This is a genomic window from Cellulophaga baltica 18, from assembly GCF_000468615.2.
In the GTDB taxonomy this organism is placed as follows: Bacteria; Bacteroidota; Bacteroidia; order Flavobacteriales; family Flavobacteriaceae; genus Cellulophaga; species Cellulophaga baltica.
Genome location: NZ_CP009976.1, coordinates 419,664 through 442,356, shown reverse-complemented (window position 1 = coordinate 442,356; position 22,693 = coordinate 419,664). Strand labels below are relative to the sequence as shown.

Genomic DNA, 22,693 nt, shown 5'->3' with positions numbered 1-22,693 from the left:
AATCGTTTACAGGGGGGGGGGCTTGTGGCTTATTAGTTGTAACGTTTTGACATCTTTGTAAACGGCTAGAAAGGAATTAACAATCAGGAAGCAGGAAATAATGTTGAATAGTTTATTTCTTTTGTGAAAAGAAGATTTTTTAGGTGTTTTTGGAAAATTTATACTTAAAATTGGGAGTGTTGAGAACTGTTGTAATTATGAGTATATTTTCTAAATATTCAACTAAAAGTGTATAATACATCATTAATCTCAGGATTACTAGTATTAAATTGAGTCGATTACTGTTTTTTTGTTAATTATCTTAAATAATTCATATTTTTCCTCTTTAGTATTAAAAATATCATAATAAATAACATTATTTTAACAAATTAACACTCAGAAGTGAACCATTCCTTGTTTTATTAACTTTTAATTATCATTTTTGTAATTGACTAATTCAAAAATTTATTTAAATGAAATCGAAATTAACATGGATTTTAACGCCTTTGTTGGCGTTAATGATGAGTTTTTCTTTTGCACAAGAGAAAACGATTACAGGTACGGTTACCGATGAGTCGGGATTACCTTTGCCTGGTGTTTCTGTATTAGTAGTTGGTACTACGAAAGGAACACAAACAGATTTTGACGGTAATTATGCTATAAGCGCAAGTGAAGGACAGCGTTTAAAGTTTAGTTATATAGGGCAAAAGACTGTTGAGAAAGTTGTAGGGGCTTCGGCTTCTGTGAGCGTTCAATTAATGGAAGACGCTCAAGCGTTAGAAGAAGTTGTCGTTGTTGGTTATGGTACTTCTACTAAAGAGGCTTTTGCTGGAACCGCAACGACAGTGAAAGCTGAAGATATTGAATTGAAGAATTATTCTAACGTTTCTAAAGCCTTAGCTGGTGAAGCTTCAGGTGTAACTGTTATCAGTGCTTCTGGGCAACCAGGTAGTTCTGCAACGGTACGTATTCGTGGTTTCGGTTCGGTGAATGGTAACAGGGCACCTCTTTATGTTGTAGATGGTGTTCCTTTAACGACACAATCTTTGGATGCAAATGGAGATTTCGCAGACACGGGTAGTTTAAATGCTATTAATCCTTCAGATATTAAGAGTACTACAATCTTAAAAGATGCAACTGCAACTGCGATTTATGGTTCTAGAGGGGCGAACGGTGTAATTTTGATTACGACGAAATCAGGTTCTTCTAATGAATCTTATATAGAAGTTGATGTGAAAACGGGTATCAACACCCAATTATTGCCAAGGTATGAGGTAATTACTTCTCCAGAGGAGGCAATAGGATTAATGTGGGAAGCTAAAGTTAATAGAGAACTTCTTAATGGAAACACAGATGCTATTAATACAGTAAACAATACGTTGTTTACTTCTATTATTGCTCCTGGTTATAATATGTGGAATGTTGCTGATGGTGCTGAGTTAATAGATCCTGCGACAGGTCAGGTAAGAGCTGGGGTGACACGAAGATATACGCCAGAAAGATATGAAGATCTTGCTTTTAATTCTTCATTTAGAACAGAAGCGAATTTGAGAATGGGTGGCGGAGATGAAAAATCTAAGTACTTCTTTTCAGGGGGATATTTAAAAGATGATGGGTATTCAATTAATTCTAGTTATAAGAGGTTAAATACACGTCTAAATATAAACTCTCAAGTTAAAGAATGGTTAAATATCGGAGCTAACTTGGGGTATACTTATTCTGAAAGTGTTAGTAATGGTCAAACAGATGGTGCAGAAAACCTTTTTGAATTTGCAGATAAGATGAATCCTATCTATCCTGTATTTTTAAGAGATGATAATTTTCAATTAGTAGCTGACCCAATTTTTGGAGGTAATCAATATGATTATGGTTCTCTTTCTGGTTTTAGAGATAGACCAAATTCTAATGGTTTAAATCCAATAGCTTCTGCTCTTTATGATTTTAATGGTAGTGATAAAAATGAAGTAATAGGTAGTTTTAATATTAATATTGACATTGCAAGTGGTTTAAATCTTGAATCAACTTACGGTGTTCAGTACTCTAATAATGTTTTTAAATCTATAGGAAACCAATTTTACGGTGGTTCTGTTTCTAATGAAGGAGATTTATTTCAAAGCACAACAGAGAATATTACTACTAACTTTTTACAGTTGTTAAGATATAAGAAAGACTTCGGTCAACATTCTTTTGAAATTTTAGCAGCACATGAAAGCAATAAATTTGACCAATCTTTTGCTACAGCTTTTAAGGGAAAAGCAATTATACCTCAAGGACAAGAATTAGACAATTATATTGTTAACATTCAACAACCTACAGGTAGCACTCAAGCTAGAACCTTAGAGTCTTACTTTAGCCAGATAAATTATGATTATGATAATAAGTACTATTTAACAGGTACGGTTCGTAGAGATGGTTCTTCAAGATTTGCTAACAATAAATGGGATACTTTTTATTCTGTTGGTGGTGCTTGGGTAGCTTCAAATGAGGACTTTTTGTCTAATAGTAATCTAGTTAAGTTTTTAAAGCTTAAAGCATCTTACGGTAGAACTGGTGATGAAGGTGGTGTTGATTATTATACAGGTTTAAATACATTCAATGTTACAAACGTAGGGGGTGAATTTGCGGTAGCTCCAGAAGTATTTGCTAATCCTGATTTGACGTGGGAAACAGCGAATATGTATCAAGTAGGTGCAGAGGTTAGTTTTGGTAGTTTTCTTGATGCTAATATAGATTACTATATAAAGGATACTGATAATTTAATTTTTGATAGAAGAATATCTCCTTCAACTGGTGTTGCTACAATTACAGTTAATGATGGTGTTCTTAGGAATAATGGTCTTGAATTTGACTTAACGGGTCATGTTTTTAATTCAGATAATTTCAAATTGGATATCTCAGTAAATGGGGCTATGTTGAATAATGAGTTGACAACTATGCCGATAGATCCAGAAACAGGAGCACCTTCAATATTAAATCAAGTTGGATCATATGGTTATACAAATGGAAGTTCTATTTATGACTTCTATATGAGAGAATATGCTGGTGTTGATCCGGAGGATGGTTACCCAATGTGGAATCAATATTATGATGATGTGAATGGAAATGGAACATTCGATGATGGCGATGCTACCATTGCTTCTCTTACTAGATATTTAGATGAAAATCCTTCAGCTAATGTAAACAGTGAAACAACTAAAACATATTCTGATGCAACTGAGAAATTTGTTGGTAAATCTGCGATTCCAGATGTTTCAGGTGCATTTAGATTAAACGCGAAATTGTATGATTTTACGCTTTCTACTCAATTTGCTTATTCTTTAGGGGGTTGGGCTTATGACTCTCAATATTCAGAATTAATACATGACAACAATGGTGGTATTATCGCTCAGAATAGACACGTTGATGTTAGAAATAGATGGCAACAGCCAGGTGACATTACCGATGTTCCTTTGATTGCAGATAGAGTTATTGCAAATGTTAATAGTAGATCTACACGCTTTATTACTTCAACTGACTTCTTATCATTAAATAATGTTGTCTTGGGTTATAATGTTCCTAAGAAGGTTTTAGATAATATTGGAATGGCAGGTCTTAACTTCTATGTCTCTGGAGATAATTTATATTTCAAGGGCGCTAGAAAAGGATTTAATCCAACTACTAGTGAAAGTGGTAATTCAGATAGAGGTCTTTATGCTCCTATCTCTACATTTACTTTAGGAGTTAAAGCTAAATTTTAAAAAAAAAAGAAAATATGAAAAATAATATAAAATCAATTTTAGGGTTAGCGTGCCTAGCAATTTTTGCTATAGGCTGTGAAGATGACTTTTTGGACGAACAGCCGACAGGTGGGGTTATAAACTCTGATCAATTGTCTGATGGAATTTTACTTAACCCATCTTTAGGAGAGGCTACTGTTACGGGTATTTATGCAACAATGTTTACAACAGGAACAGGTGGTACTACATCTCAACAAGATTTTGGTCAAAAAGGGTATGATATTTATGGGGATATGCTATCTAGTGATATGGCATTATCGGTAAGTACTTATGGTTGGTATCGTTCTAGGATTACAGAAATGCAAGCTGGAACAGATTTTACGCAACAAGAAAATTATCAAGTATGGCGTTACTACTATAGAATCGTTAATTTATCTAATTTGGTTATTGAAAGTTTAGGTGGTAATGATGCGATTCCTGAAACTGATGATAATAAATTCACTTTAGGTCAAGCTTTTGCTATGAGAGCACATGCTTACTTTTACTTAACTCAATACATGATTAATGATGTAGAAGCTTCTTGGAATTCTGAAACTTTACCTATCTATATCGAGCCTGGTTTCATAGGGAATCCGAAATCTACAACTCAGGAGGTATATGCTTTGATGGAGGATGATTTAACAAAAGCCATTTCTCTTTTAGATGGTTATGCTAGACCTTCTAAAACCCAAGTTGATAAATCCGTTGCTCAGACAATCTTGGCGTATGTTCTAGCTTCTAGAAGAGATAGATGGGATGATGTAGTAACACTTACGAATAATGCTTTAGCTAATACTACGGCTTCTGCAATGGAGGCTGATGATTCTGTTAATGGTATTCTTGGAGGGTTTAATGATGTTGCATCTCAAGGATGGATGTGGGGTGTAGATCTTAATGAAGATATCGCTCTAGGTTTGGTTTCTTGGTGGGGGCAAATGGATGCTTTCTCTTATAGTTATGCAGCTTTCGGGGATAACAAATCTATAGATGTTGATTTGTATGAAAGTATGCCTGCGGATGATATTCGTAGAGGTCAGTTTGAGAATGATTCAGAATCTGACTTTCTTTTACAGCCTTTAAATAAATTCTATGATTCGGATAGAACTTTATTCGGAGCATCTCAAATAGTAAAAGCAGATTATATTTACATGCGTTATGAAGAGCCTTTATTGTTAAATATCGAAGCACTTGCAAACTCAGGTCAAGAAGGTCTTGCTAGAACGGCTTTATTTAACTTTGTATCTACTAGAGTAGGTGATGCTACTTATATAAATGCATTAAGTGGTCAAGCTTTATTAGATGAGATTTACCTTCAAACTCGTTTGGAGTTATGGGGAGAGGGAAAAAGTTATTTAGCAATGAAGCGTAATAAGGCTACTATTGTTAGAGGTGCTAATCACTTATCTTTCACGGGAACTCCAATTCCTTTTGATGATGAGCGTTTAACTTTTGAAATTCCTCAACAAGAACTTCAGGATAATAATAATATTACGACTCAGAATTAGATAATAGTTGTAATTAAATATTTTAAAACCACCCTACAAGGGTGGTTTTTTTGTTTAACTTCTTTTACAAATAGCTATTTCTTAATATTTTCTTAAATTTGTTAAAATTTCTTAAAACAAACCTATTAATGAAATATTTGATTCCACTTTTTATATGGTCTTTTTTTAACTCTTGTACTTCTCATGGGAATGACGCAACTTATCTTTTAGAAGAATTAAATTCTTCAGATACTGGAGTTAATTTTGTAAATGAGTTAACGGAAACTGAAGATCGGAGTATAATAAATTATTTGTATTTCTATAATGGTGGAGGTGTTTCTGCAGGGGATGTGAATAATGATGGTCTGATAGATCTTTATTTCGTATCAAACATGAATGAAAATAAATTATACATAAATAGGGGTGATTTTAAGTTTGAGGATGTAACCGACACTTCAAAAGTAGGGGGGCATTCTGAATGGAATACAGGAAGTACCATGGTTGATATTAACGGCGATGGCTTTTTGGATATTTATGTGTGTGCTGTTAGCGGTTTGTTGGATTTTAGAGGCAGAAATGAACTTTTTATTAACAATGGAGATGGTACTTTTAGGGAAGATGCTCAGAGTTATGGCCTTGATTTTGAGGGGTATGCTACTCAGGCTTATTTTTTTGATTATGATAAAGATGAGGATTTGGATGTTTATATTGTAAATCATGCTGTACATACAACCTTGTCTCATGGCTTTGCTGACGTTCGAGAGAATCGTGTTCCTTTTGTGGGAGATGTATTATTGCAGAATGAAAACGGTTTTTATAAGGATGTTAGTGATGTTTCTGGAATTTTTGGAGGAGTTAATGGATATGGATTGAGTGCTTCAATCGCTGATTTTAATAATGATGGCTGGGATGATATCTATGTTTGTAATGATTTTCATGAGGATGATTATTATTATGTAAATAATCAGGATGGTACATTTACAGAGCGGTTAGAGAATTCTTTTGCTACCATTAGTCGTTTCTCAATGGGTAGTGATGCAGCTGATTTTAATAATGACGGTTATTTAGATTTAATAACCTTGGATATGCTGCCTAGCAATGAAAAAGTAATTAAGGAAAGTGAAGGAGAGGATGCAATGTTTCATATGACCAAAAGATTGTCAAAACTGGGTTATAAGGATCAATTTGCTAGAAATATGTTGCAGATAAACCAGGCGGGGAAATATTTTAATGAGTCTGCATTATATAATGGTATTGAAGCAACAGATTGGAGTTGGGGGCCATTGGCTGCGGATTTTAATAATGATGGGTTTACAGATTTATTTATAGCAAACGGTATTCTTCGTAGACCAAATGATTTGGACTTTAAATTTTTTGTTTCTAATGCGTTTAAAGGGAGAACTTCTGATCAGGGTTTGAAATGGCTGTATAAATCTATCGATAGTATGCCTACTGGATTGGTTTCTAATGAAATATTTGAAGGTGGCTCTAGTAAATTTGAAAATAGAACAGGAGAATGGTTTAAAGAAAAACCATCATCATCTAATGGGGCTGTATATGTTGATTTAGATAATGATGGTGATTTAGATTTAGTAGTTAATAATTTACAAGAAGAAGCTGGGATATATAGGAATACATCAAATAGTACAAATGATTTTATTTCTTTCAGCTTAAAATATTTATCAAAGAATAAGGCGGGGTTAGGTGCTAAAGTGATTGTTTTTACTAATGAGATGAAGCAGTTTAGACAATTATATAAATCTAGAGGTTTTTTATCATCTGTAGATGATAAAATTCACTTTGGTTTAAAAAAAGGTACCTCAGTTGATTCCGTGCAGATTATATGGCCTAATAATACATATCAAACTTTAATTAGTCCAAAAGTTAATGAATCGCATGTTGTTGATTACTTAAATGTTAATAACCCTTATATTTATTTAAATGATATTCCATATAAAACTTTTAATAAAGAGGAAGATCTAATTTTGCATACGTCTACTGAAGATATGTATGATGACTTTTTGTATGAAAAACTTTTGCCATATAAGGTTTCTATGATTGGACCTGCAGTTGCTCAGGGGGATATTGATAATAATGGTTTCGATGATATTTATATAGGTGGCGCCTCAGGGGAAAAGTCTGTATTGTATATGAACGATGGTCTTTCTTTAAAAAGAAAAATGATCAAGGATATAGAGTTAGATTATTTGTTCGAAGATAATAGTGCTGTTTTTTTTGATGCTGATAGCGATGGTGATTTAGATTTATATGTGGCTTCCGGTATTCATAAAATTGGTATGAGTGCTTTTCAGGGTGATAGATTGTATATTAATGATAATGGTAATTTTAGAAAAACACAAGATCTAATTCCTGATAATATTTTGAATAGTTCTACCGTGGTCGCATCAGATTACGATGGGGATGGCGATCAAGACTTATTTGTGGGTAACTTATCTAAGCAAGGAGATTTTGGAAAATCGGTTGCGTCTTATATTTTGGTGAATGATGGTAGTGGTAAGTTTGCAATAGATGATACTTTCAAATTAGTTTCTCATGTAACTTCGGCTCAATGGATTGATGTTGATAAAAATGGGTTTGAGGACCTTGTAGTTGCTACAGAATGGGATACTCCAAAAATTTATTTGAATAATAAAGGAAGCTTACGTTTATCAGATGTGCCAGATAGGATGAATGGTCTTTGGCAGGGTATAACTGTTTATGATGCAGATAATGATGGAGACTTAGATATTTTATTGGGCAATTGGGGAAAAAACACTAGGCTAAGTGCTTTTTCGGACAAGCCGCTCAGAATGTATTATTCAGATTTTAATTCTGATGGAAAATCAGAAACAGTCTTGGCTTACAATAGAGGAGATAGTTATTATCCTATCAACTCAAAAGATGAGCTGCAAAACCAGATGAACTTTATTCGGAAAAAGTTTCCAACCTATAAAAGTTTTGCGCTTAAAAGTGTAAAAGATATTTTTGGTGCTGTAGCTGTCGACAAAAGTGAAATTTATGAAATTGATAATTTGTACTCGGGATATTTAGAAAATGTAAACAATTCTTTTGATAAGTTTGTCCCTTTCTCAGGAGAACTTCAGTTAGGTCCAATTAATTCTTTTGATGAAATATCAATAAACAATAGGGGTCGTGAAATTATTATATCAGGGAATTTAAAACGCACTAATAATTACAACGGAGGTTATTATTCTTTAAAGGGGTTTATATTTAAAAGTATAAATGAGTACCAGCCCTTGTCTGATTTAGGAGTAGAACCTTTTAGTAATGAGATTCGTGATGTTAAAGTGCTTAAACAGAAAGATAGGTCATTATTAGTTATCTTTCCTAATAATGATAAAGTTGAAGTGTATAGTTATGAATAGAGGGGTAGTTTATTGATGGAGTGGTATTCTCATTTAAATTTTATCGTCTTAGAGTATGCACTTTTTATTCATTCCTAAAAAAATGCTAATTTTTAATCTTTTGCCAAAAGCATGTGTTTTAATAACCTTTGCTTAGGTTTATTTATTTTTTAGTTCTCTTGCATTCGCAAAACTTTCACATTTTATTAAAACTTAAAAAATTACCTTTGCTATTATAAGTGTTTTTCAATGAGATATATTATACTGGTATTTATTATTTTAAGTTCAGCTGCTGTTTTTGGTCAACAGGATTCAATTCCCAATCGTAAAGAGGTTGCTGCGATTCCTAAAACAAGTAAGGAGTTGGAGAAGAAAAAAGATACTGTAGCAGGTGCAGAGGAGTATAAGCCAGTTGTAAGTGATTATAAGATAGTCTCATTTTATAGAGATACTACGTTTGTAGATACTACGCTATCTATCAAGAAAGAGTATCAATATAATTACCTGAGAAAAGATGATTTTGAATTACTTCCCTTTGCTAATATGGGGCAACCTTATAATAAATTAGCATATAATTTTGAGCCTAATTTTTTCTATCCAAAACTTGGTGCCATAGCTAAGAATCATAATTATATGGAAATGGAAGATATTGATTATTACAATGTTCCTACGCCTATGACAGATGTGATGTTTAAAACCGTATTCGAGGAGGGGCAATTTCTAGATATCTTATTAACTTTTAATGTATCCAAGAAATTTAATTATGCTATTGCTTATAAGGGGTTTAGATCTTATGGGAAGTATAACAATAGTCAGGCAGAAGCTGGTAATTTTAGAACCAGCGCTAATTATTTAAGTGAGAATAAAAGATATTCTTTCAGGGGGCATATTGCTGCGCAAGATTTGATAAATGAAGAAAATGGGGGATTGAGTGATTTGGAGGATCAATTTATTTCTGGAGATTCTGACTTTTCAGATAGATCAAGGATAGATGTTAATTTGACCGATGCTGAAAGTAAAATTTTAGGGAAAAGGTATTTTTTTGAAAATCAATACAAGTTGATAAAGAAGGATAATGACTCTAGTGTGGTAGAAAAAACATCGTTGGCGCTAGGTCATTTGTTTAATTATGAAACCAAGTACTATCAGTTCACTCAAGATAGTCAGAATGATTTTTTTGGAGAAGCATTCGTTGCTACAGATCTTTCGGATCAAGCGCGACTAAGAGCTTTTTATAATCAATTTAGTGCAGAGTTTTATAATACCACTTTAGGCAGGCTTAAGGCTAACTTAAATGTATATAATTATAATTACTCTTTCAATAGTGTCCTTATTACAGATACGGAGACTTTAAGGTCGCAGCTCAAAGGTGATGAGATCTCTATTGGGGCTAATTATCAAAAAAGAATTAAAGGTTTTAATGTCAAAGGAGATTTTGCGTATAATCTTACTGGAGATTTAACGGGGTCTATTCTCAATGCAGAAGCTAGTTATGTTTTAGGGGATGTATTGTCTTTAGGGGCGAAGCTACATTCTTCTTCTAGAATGCCCAATTTCAACTATCTATTGTATCAAAGTGATTATAGTAATTACAATTGGGATAATTCAGGCACGTTTGATAAGATAAAGACCAATAGTCTAGAGTTTAATTTGGATGCTAAATTTTTAGGAAGTCTGTCTGCGAAATTTACAACCTTGGATAATTACACTTATTTTGCGGTAGATCCTTCTGTAGCAGTTTTGGATACGGAAAGTGAAAATCAATTTATTAAGCCTTTTCAGGAGACGAGTAGCGTTAACTATATAAAGGTGAAGTATACTAAAGAATTTAAGTTAGGTAATTTTGCTTTGGATAATACCGTCATGTATCAAACCGTATCTCAAAGTAGTGATGTGCTTAATGTTCCGCAATTCACCACTAGAAATTCATTGTATTATTCCAAAGAGGTGTTTAAGAAAGCTATGTACTTGCAAACAGGGATAATCTTTAAATATTTCTCTTCCTGTAATATGAATGCTTATAACCCTTTATTAGGAGAGCTCTATATACAGAACAATCAAAGCTTGGGAGGTTTCCCTTTGTTAGACTTCTTTATTAATGCTAAAGTGCAGCAAACACGTATCTATTTAAAGGCAGAGCATTTTAATTCTTCTTTTAGAGAGAAAGATTATGACTATTTTTCTGCGCCAGACAATCCGTATCGAGATTTTATTGTGCGTTTTGGTGTTGTTTGGAACTTTTTTAGTTAGTAGTGATGTCCTTCTAGGTATTCATTTTTGAATGGTGAAACCATTTTTCGCGTTTATTTCATATTAGCTATTAATTATTTTTCATTATAAAACCTTGTAATAGTGGTTATTGCGAAGTGTGTGTAATTTTTTTTAAAAAAACTTTCCAAAAACGCTTGTGGGTTTTAAAAGAGGGTGTATATTTGCAGCCGCTTAGGGAAACAACGATACGTAATTAAGCGGAGAGTAAAAGAGATAAAAAGTTCATTGACATATTGTAAGACAGCGTTTAATTACTGGAAACGGTAATTAAATAAATTGAATTAACATAATAGCTTAAAGAATATAGAGGGCTAGGATTCGGATGATTTATTAGTTGGTTAATAGATGTTATATAATATTTACAAAACAACGATGAAGAGTTTGATCCTGGCTCAGGATGAACGCTAGCGGCAGGCCTAACACATGCAAGTCGAGGGGTAACAGGGAGCTTGCTCCGCTGACGACCGGCGCACGGGTGCGCAACGCGTATGCAATCTACCTCTTACTAAGGGATAGCCCAGAGAAATTTGGATTAATATCTTATGTGATATTAGACTGGCATCGGTTTAATATTAAAGGTTACGGTAAGAGATGAGCATGCGTCTCATTAGTTAGTTGGTAAGGTAACGGCTTACCAAGACTTCGATGAGTAGGGGTCCTGAGAGGGAGATCCCCCACACTGGTACTGAGACACGGACCAGACTCCTACGGGAGGCAGCAGTGAGGAATATTGGACAATGGACGGAAGTCTGATCCAGCCATGCCGCGTGTAGGAAGACTGCCCTATGGGTTGTAAACTACTTTTATACAGGAAGAATAAGATCTACGTGTAGATTGATGACGGTACTGTAAGAATAAGGACCGGCTAACTCCGTGCCAGCAGCCGCGGTAATACGGAGGGTCCGAGCGTTATCCGGAATTATTGGGTTTAAAGGGTCCGTAGGCGGGCTGTTAAGTCAGAGGTGAAATGCTGCGGCTCAACCGTATGCACTGCCTTTGATACTGGCGGTCTTGAGTTATAGTGAAGTGGCTAGAATAAGTAGTGTAGCGGTGAAATGCATAGATATTACTTAGAATACCGATTGCGAAGGCAGGTCACTAACTATACACTGACGCTGATGGACGAAAGCGTGGGTAGCGAACAGGATTAGATACCCTGGTAGTCCACGCCGTAAACGATGGATACTAGCTGTTCGGTTTTCGGACTGAGCGGCCAAGCGAAAGTGATAAGTATCCCACCTGGGGAGTACGTTCGCAAGAATGAAACTCAAAGGAATTGACGGGGGCCCGCACAAGCGGTGGAGCATGTGGTTTAATTCGATGATACGCGAGGAACCTTACCAGGGCTTAAATGTAGATTGACAGGTTTAGAGATAGACTTTTCTTCGGACAATTTACAAGGTGCTGCATGGTTGTCGTCAGCTCGTGCCGTGAGGTGTCAGGTTAAGTCCTATAACGAGCGCAACCCCTGTCGTTAGTTGCCAGCATGTCATGATGGGGACTCTAACGAGACTGCCGGTGCAAACCGTGAGGAAGGTGGGGATGACGTCAAATCATCACGGCCCTTACGTCCTGGGCCACACACGTGCTACAATGGTCGGTACAGAGAGCAGCCACTTAGCGATAAGGAGCGAATCTATAAAACCGATCACAGTTCGGATCGGAGTCTGCAACTCGACTCCGTGAAGCTGGAATCGCTAGTAATCGGATATCAGCCATGATCCGGTGAATACGTTCCCGGGCCTTGTACACACCGCCCGTCAAGCCATGGAAGCCGGGAGTGCCTGAAGTCCGTCACCGTAAGGAGCGGCCTAGGGCAAGATCGGTAACTAGGGCTAAGTCGTAACAAGGTAGCCGTACCGGAAGGTGCGGCTGGAACACCTCCTTTCTAGAGAAAGACATCTCAATTAATAAAAACGAAAGAGTTCTAGTCCTTATATTTTTTTAGTTATGTTATGTAGTTCAAATTGCTGTCTTATAATTATGTTATTATAATATTGATTGGGTCGCAAGATTCGCAAAGTGAGAGTCTCATAGCTCAGCTGGTTAGAGCGCTACACTGATAATGTAGAGGTCGGCAGTTCGAGTCTGCCTGAGACTACTGCCTAGAGTAGATTTTTAGTTAAGGAATTGATTAAGAGTTTGGTTTAGAAAAACGTTCATTAAAATAAGGATGCTAATTAAATTAGTATCACTTGAAAGGAAATTTTAGAGGTTGAGTATAGCCGTTATAAGTACTGTTAACTAATAACTGTTAACTGATCACTAAAAGACGGGGGATTAGCTCAGCTGGCTAGAGCGCCTGCCTTGCACGCAGGAGGTCATCGGTTCGACTCCGATATTCTCCACTATCCCATCCTAGCCTTCCCTAAGGGAAGGAATAAGCACGAGTAAGTGCTCTCCCCCTTTGGGGGAGTAGGAGGGGGAAAAAGTTCATTGACATATTGGGACAAAGTGAATTACAATTATCTTCAGGGGTATTGTAATCACAGTAAACACAAATTTAAAAATAGAGTAAAGTACGATAGAGGTACTGCTGTATTTATACAGTAGTAATTATATATAATAGAATAAAAAGGACTAGTGACAAGCTAGAAAAGGGCGTATGGGGGATGCCTAGGCTCTCAGAGGCGATGAAGGACGTGATAAGCTGCGAAAAGCTGCGGGGAGGTGCACACAACTTGTGATCCGCGGATATCCGAATGGGGCAACCTGTCTGGTTGAAGGCCAGTCGTGATCGTAAGATCAAGCAAACCCGGTGAACTGAAACATCTAAGTAGCCGGAGGAGGAGAAAACAAAAGTGATTCCGTTAGTAGTGGCGAGCGAACGCGGATTAGCCCAAACCAGTATTGTTTCGGCAATGCTGGGGTTGTAGGACCACGCTATTTGATGCGCGATGAATTAGAACTATTTGGAAAGATAGGCCGAAGACGGTGATAGCCCGGTATAAGTAAAGGACGTTATTGATAGTGGTATCCTGAGTAGTGCGGGGCACGTGAAACCTTGTATGAATTTGCCGGGACCATCCGGTAAGGCTAAATACTCCTGAGAGACCGATAGTGAACCAGTACCGTGAGGGAAAGGTGAAAAGAACCGTGAATAACGGAGTGAAAAAGATCCTGAAACCATACGCTTACAAGCGGTCGGAGCCCTTTGGGGTGACGGCGTGCCTTTTGCATAATGAGCCTACGAGTTACTTTTACTAGCAAGGTTAAGATTTTAAGAATCGGAGCCGTAGCGAAAGCGAGTCTGAATAGGGCGCCATAGTTAGTAGTAGTAGACGCGAAACCGTGTGATCTACCCATGGGCAGGTTGAAGCTTTGTTAACCCAAAGTGGAGGACCGAACCCGTTGACGTTGAAAAGTCTTGGGATGACCTGTGGGTAGGGGTGAAAGGCCAATCAAACTCGGAAATAGCTCGTACTCCCCGAAATGCATTTAGGTGCAGCGTTGCAATAGTTTTATAGAGGTAGAGCTACTGATTGGATGCGGGGGCTTCACCGCCTACCAATTCCTGACAAACTCCGAATGCTATAAAATGTTTTGCAGCAGTGAGGGCATGGGTGCTAAGGTCCATGTCCGAGAGGGAAAGAACCCGGACCATCAGCTAAGGTCCCCAAGTGTATACTAAGTTGATATAACGCGGTGGAATTGCATTGACAGCCAGGATGTTGGCTTGGAAGCAGCCATTCATTTAAAGAGTGCGTAACAGCTCACTGGTCGAGCGATTCCGCATGGATAATAATCGGGCATAAGTATACCACCGAAGCTATGGCTTCTGTACTCGGTACAGAGGGGTAGGGGAGCATTCTATGTGTGTTGAAGGTGATCTGTAAGGGTTGCTGGAACGCATAGAAACGAAAATGTAGGCATAAGTAACGATAATGCGGGCGAGAAACCCGCACGCCGAAAGACCAAGGTTTCCCCAGCTATGCTAATCAGCTGGGGGTCAGTCGGGACCTAACGCGAACCCGAAAGGGGTAGTGGATGGACAAGCAGTTAATATTCTGCTACCTGCTCACGCTAAAAGTGACGGGGATGTGGTGTTGGTGCGTGCTGACGGAATAGCACGTTGAAGGGAGTGGTAACACCCCGATAGTACGACAAAGCTTCGGCTGCGTCGATAATCCAGCGTAACATCCTCCGAGAAAAACAAGTGAAGCAGCCCGTACCGTAAACCGACACAGGTGGTTGGGATGAGTATTCTAAGGCGCTCGAGAGATTCATGGCTAAGGAACTAGGCAAAATAGACCCGTAACTTCGGGAGAAGGGTCGCCCTCCTTTTAGGAGGGCCGCAGTGAAGAGGTCCAGGCGACTGTTTATCAAAAACACAGGGCTCTGCAAAATCGAAAGATGAAGTATAGGGCCTGACACCTGCCCGGTGCTGGAAGGTTAAGAGGAGATGTTAGTTTCGGCGAAGCATTGAATTGAAGCCCCAGTAAACGGCGGCCGTAACTATAACGGTCCTAAGGTAGCGAAATTCCTTGTCGGGTAAGTTCCGACCTGCACGAATGGTGCAACGATCTGGACACTGTCTCGGCCATGAGCTCGGTGAAATTGTAGTATCGGTGAAGATGCCGGTTACCCGCAGTGGGACGAAAAGACCCCGTGCACCTTTACTATAGCTTCGTATTGGTTCTGGGTAAGTAATGTGTAGGATAGCTGGGAGACTTTGAAGCGGCGTCGCCAGGCGTTGTGGAGTCATTGTTGAAATACCAGCCTTTGCTTATCTAGGGCCTAACCCTAACACTAGGGAACAGTGCGTGGTGGGTAGTTTGACTGGGGTGGTCGCCTCCAAAAGAGTAACGGAGGCTTCTAAAGGTACCCTCAGTACGGTTGGTAATCGTACGTAGAGTGCAATGGCACAAGGGTGCTTGACTGAGAGGCATACAGGCCGAACAGGTTGGAAACAAGAGCATAGTGATCCGGTGGTTCCGTATGGAAGGGCCATCGCTCAAAGGATAAAAGGTACGCCGGGGATAACAGGCTGATCTCCCCCAAGAGCTCATATCGACGGGGGGGTTTGGCACCTCGATGTCGGCTCGTCACATCCTGGGGCTGGAGAAGGTCCCAAGGGTTGGGCTGTTCGCCCATTAAAGTGGCACGCGAGCTGGGTTCAGAACGTCGTGAGACAGTTCGGTCTCTATCTACTGCGGGCGTTAGAAATTTGCGTGGATCTGACTCTAGTACGAGAGGACCGAGTTGGACTGACCTCTGGTGCACCAGTTGTTCCGCCAGGAGCATTGCTGGGTAGCTATGTCGGGATTGGATAAGCGCTGAAAGCATATAAGCGCGAAACCAGCCACAAGATGAGATTTCTTTAAAGGGCCGTAGGAGATGACTACGTTGATAGGTCATAGGTAGAAGGGCAGTAATGTCTGTAGCCAAGTGATACTAATAGCCCATAGGCTTGCACAACTTGCCCCCTTTGATTAGGGGGCGGACTTCCTTTTTTTAAAGATATAATAACCAAAAATCGTAGCTTACTTTAGATTTAATCTAAAACTGTGTTTATAGTGCGTGTTTTATACACCATTTTGTCCCTTTAATATGTTAACAATATTAGTTACTATGCATTTGTGTAGTACAACGATTTAAGGTGACCATGGCGATAGGGTCCACCCCTTACCATTCCGAACAGGGAAGTTAAGCCTATCAGCGCCGATGGTACTGCTATACCAAGTGGGAGAGTAGGTCGTCGCCTTTTTTTAATCAAGTCCTCAATAGAAATATTGAGGACTTTTTTTGTTTATATAAGGTTCATATCCTTGATGATTCCTACTCCTAGTAACTGTAGTATCCCAAAACGCATTACTCCTGAGAGTAGATTACCTTAATAGTTGCTTATAACGGTTTAGTAGTTCTTAGTGGCTATTAATAGGCATTGGTGGCATTCAAAAGGTATTCGTATAATCTAAATGCTATAGTTCGTGTGCAATTAAGTCTGAGTATTTCTTAGAGGTGCATGCGTACCACCACCCATTCTTGCTCGTTAGCAGTATATCTAACCATTTCTTTAAAACCTACCGCCTTATGTGCTTGCATAGATCTGGTATTTAGGGCTGCCTTTATTGTTTTCTTATGTTGAATGTAAAAGGGAGTGAGATAAGCTCATTCCGGAATAGCGTATACGAAGTCGGATTATTTTTGGATTTAATACTTAGCTAAAACCAAATCAAGAAAGAAAGTATGTCGTTGGGAATTTTAATTTTGAGGGCGGAGTAGCTTCTTAAATTTGCTCTTTAATTTTTCTCAGTGCCAAAGACATATGGGCCTCAACAGTCTTAATAGATATTTTTAAATTATCAGCTACTTCTTTGTATTTCAAGCCTTCAATTTTTATCATTATAAAAACCTCTTTGCATTTATTAGGTAATGTTTCAATTGCTTTTTTAATGAGTGTTACTTTGTGTTCATTTGTAATCTCAATACTGTCATCAATGAAAAAGTCCATGGCAGAAATCCGTATCTCTGTTAGGTAGTCAATATTTTTTTGTTGTTTCTTATAATTATCAATAAACTCATTATAGCACGCTTTAAATAAATAGGAACTCAAGGAACTACTGATTTCTATTTTCTTTCTATTCTTCCATAAATTAAAAAATACATTTTGCACGATATCTTCAGACAATACTTTGTCTTTCGATAGTCCGAAAGTATAAATACATAATTTTTTGTAATGTTGTTTATACAATACTTTGAATAGATCGTCATCGCCTTTTCTAAGGCTTCTAATATCTAATGTTTGTTCTTTTCTTTTCAGTTGAATTTCTTTAATAGTGTATCCTAATTTTAAATTTAATACTTTTTTTAAAATTTCTTAACATAAAACTAAGGGTATTCTATTTTTTTTAAGTCTTACTATAAAGAATCAACTACTTAATGAAGAATAGTCAGTTAAACAACATTGAAATTTCTAAATTTTTAAATAACACTTTATCGCCTAATGAACTTAATTTGTTTAAGGAAAAATTAGAAGTGTCTGATAATGTAGCGCTATTAAAAAAATTTATTATCGTAAATCATTTATTTGAGGTTGAAAATGTGCACTTTGATTCTGATGCTGCTTTTGAGAAATTTTTGGCGAAGAAAATTGCTTATAATTCCAGTACTGAAAATTCCTTTTTTAAAACAAATAAGTCTTATTTATATGCTGCTGCTATTGCTTTGTTTGTTTTGGGACTATCTATCTTAATCTACACTAATAATGCTATTTATACTACGGAAGTTTCTGATCAGGTGGTTTTAAAACTTGGCTCTGGTGAAACTAAAGCAATAGATGAAACTGAATCTAATAAAATATTCAATAAAAAAGGTGAAGTTGTTGCGGTGCAAAAGGGAAATAGTATTCTGTATAATTATTCAGAGAACAAAGAACTGTTAGCAGTAGAGTTCAATGAGATTTACGTTCCTTATGGAAAGAGAATGGAGGTTGTATTGTCTGATGGAACTAGAGTCTATCTAAATTCAGGTTCTAAGTTAACATATCCGACTTTTTTCAATAAAGACAAGAAACGTATCGTAGAATTAAAAGGGGAGGCTTATTTCAACGTAGCCAAAAAAGATTCTAATAATAGATTTGTGGTAAATACAAAGAATTTTGAGACCACCGTTTTGGGAACGGAATTTAATATTTCCTCTTATGATAATGATGTTTCTAATGATGTTGTTCTTGTAGAAGGCGCAGTTAGTATAAGCTCTAGTGCTGATGGTGATACCGAATTTTTCTTGGCACCCGGCGAACAATTTAACTATACAACTAATGCACCCGGCAGTGTCGTCTCTGTAGATGTTCAAAGTCACATAGCATGGTTAGATGGGGTCTTAGTTTTTGAAAATGAATCTTTTGATGTTATCGTTAAGAAATTAGAACGATTTTATAATGTTTCAATAGAAAACAACTATGATACTCTTTTGAATGAGAAGTTTACGGGTCAGTTTGATTTAGAATCTATTGAAGACGTATTAACGACTTTTAAAAATACAATGCCTTTTAAGTTCGAAATAAATAACCAAAAAGTGGTCATTAACCCTTTAAATTCCTAGTAAACTATATGACATAAAATAACTAAAACCAAAAAAATCGAGAGATGTTCCAGCATCCCTCGATTCACACAAAAATTTTAAAAACGCGAAATCTCTAAAATCATATTAAAAGTATGAAAAAACAATATAATAATTGCCATTATCTAGGCAATCTATTTAAATTCGATTTGAAAATGAAACTTACTGCGATCATGCTTATTCTATCTTTATGTAGAATAAGTGCTAGTATTTATTCTCAGAATACAAAAATCACTTTAAATCTTAACGAAGTAACGTACCAAGAATTGTTTAAAGAGATAAAAAAGAAAACAGAATTTAAATTCTTTTTTAAAAACTCTGAAGTAAATTCAAAGGATATAGTATCTATAGATGTTAATGACAAGTATGTGGAAGATATACTGGACATAATATTCAAAGGAAAAGATATCTCTTATCAAATTCTAGGGAAACAAATAATTTTAAAGCGTGAGAAGCCTAAGATAGTAAAGGACAATTCTGAGCAAGATAAATTTAATCTTGAGGGAAATGTATTAGATGAAGATGGTATTCCCTTGTTAGGCATATCCGTCTTAATCAAAAACACCACGAGAGGAACAATTACCGATTTTGATGGAAATTTTACGATTGAGGCCGCTATAGGTGATATTTTATTATTTAAAGGTCTTGGGTTTAAAAGTACAGAAGTAGTTGTTAAAGATAAAAATGATATAACGGTGCAGTTGCTTGAAGATGTTGCGGCTTTGCAGGAAGTAGTAGTTTCGGGTTATGATAAAACATCCAAAAGAATCTTTACGGGGGCTTCTAGCTCTATTATTGCTCAAGATTTAAAGATTGATGGTTTGGTAGATGTCAGCCAGATGTTGGAGGGTAGAGCTGCAGGAGTAAACATTCAGAACGTTACAGGGACCTTTGGTTCTGGACCTAAAGTCACAATTCGTGGTGCTTCCTCTGTTTTTGGTGATACAAGACCATTATGGGTTATTGATGGGGTTATTCAGGAAGATATTGTCAACACAGATTTTGATGCTTTAATTTCAGGAGATGCTTCTACATTAATAAGTTCTTCTATCTCTGGTCTTAATGCAAATGATATTGAAAAAATAGATATTCTTAAAGATGCTTCTGCAACGTCATTATATGGTGCTCGTGCATTAAACGGAGTTATCGTAATTACAACTAAAGGGGGTAAAAGAAAATCTAAACTAAAAGTAAATTACTCTTTAGAGCAGACGGTTAGAGATATTCCAAGGTATGGGAATTATGATATTCTGAATTCAAAAGAAACGGTGAGTATTTTTAATGAACTTGAAGCTAAAGGTTTTTTAGATTTCCCTAGTGTAGCGCAAAATAGAAATGGTGGTATTTATACAATCCTTGCGCAGCAAATTAATGCATATGATACAAGTAGTGGGCAATTTGGAGTTCAAAATAACATAGAATCAAGAAATCAATTTTTACAGCAATATGAACAAGCTAATACAGATTGGTTTAAACAGTTATTTAGATCTTCATTGACACAAAATCATACCTTGAGTTTTTCGGGAGGTGGTGAGAATAATAGTTTCTATACTTCCTTAAGTTTCTTTAATGATCCGGGATGGACAATTGCAGATAAGGTGAGTAGGCTTACGTATAAAGTTAAAAATACCTACTATTTGTCAGATAAATTTAAATTGACGCTAGGGTCTAACGGGGCTATCAGGGATCAAGATGCCCCTGGAACGTTTAATAGAGAAGAAGATAGTTTTAGAGGTAGTGTTTCTAGGGTTTTTGATATAAACCCATTTAACTATGCATTATCAACAAATAGAACAATAAGACCAAGAGATGCTGATGGAAATTTAGAATATTACAGAGCCAACTGGGCTCCCTTTAATATTTTTAATGAATTAGATAATAATACGATCGAATTAAAAGTAAAAGACATCAGTTTCCAATTAGAAGGTAATTATAAAATAACCAAAAATTTGAATTATGATTTCTTAGGCTCTGTGAGGTATGTTGTTTCAGATAGAGATCATAATATAACAGAGAATTCTAATGTAGCAGCAGCTTATAGATCTCAAGAGACTACAATTGTTCGTAATTCAAATGTTTTCTTATATAGAGACCCTAATAATCCTACGGCTCCTCCTATTTCAGTTTTACCACAAGGCGGAATTTATAGAAATACGAGTAACGAACTGACAAATTTTTATGTTAGAAATAGTATAAATTATGCCAACACCTTTAATCAAAAACATGAGGTTAGTGGTTTGCTTGGTCAGGAAATGCGGTATATAGATAGAGAGGAAGATTTCTTTATTGGTTACGGGTTGCAATATGATCGAGGGTTAACACCTTTTACTATTCCTGAGGTATTTGCAAAAACGCTTGGAGAAAAGAACGATTATTTTGGATTAGAGAGCGAAAAAGAACGCACGCTTGGTGTATTTTCAAAGCTTACCTACGCCTATGACAGTAAATATGTATTGTCTGTAACAGGCCGTTATGATGGGTCAAATAGACAAGGAAGAAGTAAATCTTCTCGTTGGTTGCCAACAGGGACTGTGAGTGGTAAGTGGAATATGAAGCGAGAACACTTTTTAGAGAACGTAGATTTTGTAAATTCTTTAGGTCTTAGAGCTTCATATGGTCTTACGGCAACTGCTGGTCCTGCAACAAACTCACTGGCCATCTTTAGAAATGATATAACCAATAGATTGGATATTAATTCTCGAGAACGTTTTTTGAATATTGATGAATTACAGAATTCAGAATTAACTTGGGAAAAGCAATATGAAACCAATTTAGGACTAGACTTTGGAATGTATGAAAATAAGGTTCTTTTTTCTGCGGATGTATATCAACGAAAAGGGTTTGATCTTATAGATTTTGTACGCTCTTCTGGAGTTGGTGGAGAGTTTATAAAACAAGGTAATAATTCTGATATGGAAACTAAAGGGATAGAACTTTCTATTACGGTTAAACCTATCAATACACCTAATTTTAGCTGGTCTTCTACTTTAAATTTGTCAGCTTTAGATCAAAAAATTACGGCCTTAGAGAATAAGCCTAACGTTTTAGACTTAGTAGATCAAACTGGAGGTAATGTTGTAGGTTTTCCCAGACAATCTTTATTTTCCTTTCAATTTACAGGCTTAGATGATAGAGGTTTGCCTAATTATATTTTACCAGAAGATCCCGGAAATGAAGAGAATAGTGTTACGGGTGCAAATTTTCAAGATGTAGATGATATTACTTCGTATTTAAAATATGAAGGAAGTATTGAGCCTACAAAAACAGCAGGTTTTTCAAATACATTTAGGTATAAAAGTTTTTCTCTTAGTTTCTTAGTATCTGCTTCAGGTGGAAACAAAATTAGGCTAGACCCTAAATTTGCACAATCTTATTCAGATTTGAATGTATTTACTTCGGAGTTTAAGAACAGATGGATTTCTCCAGGAGATGAGGCGCTTACAAATGTACCTGTGATTGCAAGTGGTAGGTTAATTAATGAAATCCCTAATTTATTTAGAGCCTATAATGCGTATAATTTTTCGGATGTTAGAGTAGTCGATGGGGATTTTATTAGAATGAAAAACATTAGTCTTTCGTATAGTTTTCCAAAGTTATTGATAGAGGATCTCGGTTTGAATACGTTTAACCTAAAATTGTCTACTTCAAATCCTTTTATGATTTATTCAGATGCTCGATTAAATGGTCAGGATCCAGAATTTTTTAGATCTGGTGGGGTCTCACAGCCTATAACAAGACAATTTACATTATCACTTAATCTAGGTTTTTAATATTA

7 protein-coding genes, 2 tRNA genes and 3 rRNA genes are annotated in these 22,693 nt (G+C 36.4%); 11 read left to right on the top strand and 1 reads right to left on the bottom strand.

From position 1 onward, the window contains the following. Window positions 1-452: 452 nt before the first annotated feature. From M666_RS01820 to rrf, 9 genes are all read left to right on the top strand, one after another. Window positions 453-3,716, top strand: coding sequence for a SusC/RagA family TonB-linked outer membrane protein (locus M666_RS01820; RefSeq protein ID WP_029444858.1), 3,264 nt, complete (start codon window positions 453-455; stop codon window positions 3,714-3,716). A 14-nt stretch (window positions 3,717-3,730) separates the two neighbouring features. Further along, complete coding sequence (locus M666_RS01815) at window positions 3,731-5,239, top strand: RagB/SusD family nutrient uptake outer membrane protein (RefSeq protein WP_029444857.1); 1,509 nt, start codon at window positions 3,731-3,733, stop codon at window positions 5,237-5,239. A 128-nt stretch (window positions 5,240-5,367) separates the two neighbouring features. Further along, window positions 5,368-8,604, top strand: coding sequence for a VCBS repeat-containing protein (locus tag M666_RS01810; protein WP_029444856.1), 3,237 nt, complete (start codon window positions 5,368-5,370; stop codon window positions 8,602-8,604). Between the two features lie 228 nt (window positions 8,605-8,832). After that, a complete protein-coding gene (locus M666_RS01805; RefSeq protein ID WP_029444855.1) occupies window positions 8,833-10,833 on the top strand; it encodes a putative porin in 2,001 nt (666 codons plus the stop codon). A 390-nt stretch (window positions 10,834-11,223) separates the two neighbouring features. Continuing rightward, window positions 11,224-12,742, top strand: a 16S ribosomal RNA gene (locus tag M666_RS01800). Window positions 12,743-12,881: 139 nt separating this feature from the next. After that, window positions 12,882-12,955, top strand: a tRNA-Ile gene (locus M666_RS01795). A 173-nt stretch (window positions 12,956-13,128) separates the two neighbouring features. Beyond that, window positions 13,129-13,202: transfer RNA gene (locus M666_RS01790), tRNA-Ala, on the top strand. A gap of 236 nt (window positions 13,203-13,438) precedes the next feature. Next, a 23S ribosomal RNA gene (locus tag M666_RS01785) occupies window positions 13,439-16,271 on the top strand. A 178-nt stretch (window positions 16,272-16,449) separates the two neighbouring features. Beyond that, window positions 16,450-16,561 (top strand): 5S ribosomal RNA (rrf, locus tag M666_RS01780). The 16S, 23S and 5S rRNA genes sit together here with 2 tRNA genes alongside, the layout of an rRNA operon. Window positions 16,562-17,083: 522 nt before the next feature. Here rrf and M666_RS01775 read toward each other — a convergent pair. Further along, entirely contained in the window at window positions 17,084-17,548 is a 465-nt protein-coding gene (locus tag M666_RS01775) for an RNA polymerase sigma-70 factor (protein WP_024479208.1), read from the bottom strand. A gap of 188 nt (window positions 17,549-17,736) precedes the next feature. Between M666_RS01775 and M666_RS19870 the strand changes: the two genes are divergently transcribed. Both M666_RS19870 and M666_RS01765 read left to right on the top strand, forming a co-directional pair. Continuing rightward, window positions 17,737-18,900 (top strand): FecR family protein, encoded by a 1,164-nt coding sequence (locus tag M666_RS19870; protein ID WP_024479209.1) that lies wholly within the window; start codon window positions 17,737-17,739, stop codon window positions 18,898-18,900. 173 nt (window positions 18,901-19,073) lie between these two features. Then, on the top strand, window positions 19,074-22,688 hold the full coding sequence (locus M666_RS01765; protein ID WP_029445240.1) for a SusC/RagA family TonB-linked outer membrane protein: 3,615 nt from the start codon (window positions 19,074-19,076) through the stop codon (window positions 22,686-22,688). Window positions 22,689-22,693: the final 5 nt, after the last annotated feature.

Bases quoted from the DNA above. Each gene is read 5' to 3' on its own strand.
- M666_RS01820 (WP_029444858.1), top strand. From the start codon at position 453: ATGAAATCGAAATTAACATGGATTTTAACGCCTTTGTTGGCGTTAATG.
- M666_RS01815 (WP_029444857.1), top strand. From the start codon at position 3,731: ATGAAAAATAATATAAAATCAATTTTAGGGTTAGCGTGCCTAGCAATT.
- M666_RS01810 (WP_029444856.1), top strand. From the start codon at position 5,368: ATGAAATATTTGATTCCACTTTTTATATGGTCTTTTTTTAACTCTTGT.
- M666_RS01805 (WP_029444855.1), top strand. From the start codon at position 8,833: ATGAGATATATTATACTGGTATTTATTATTTTAAGTTCAGCTGCTGTT.
- M666_RS19870 (WP_024479209.1), top strand. From the start codon at position 17,737: ATGAAGAATAGTCAGTTAAACAACATTGAAATTTCTAAATTTTTAAAT.
- M666_RS01765 (WP_029445240.1), top strand. From the start codon at position 19,074: ATGAAACTTACTGCGATCATGCTTATTCTATCTTTATGTAGAATAAGT.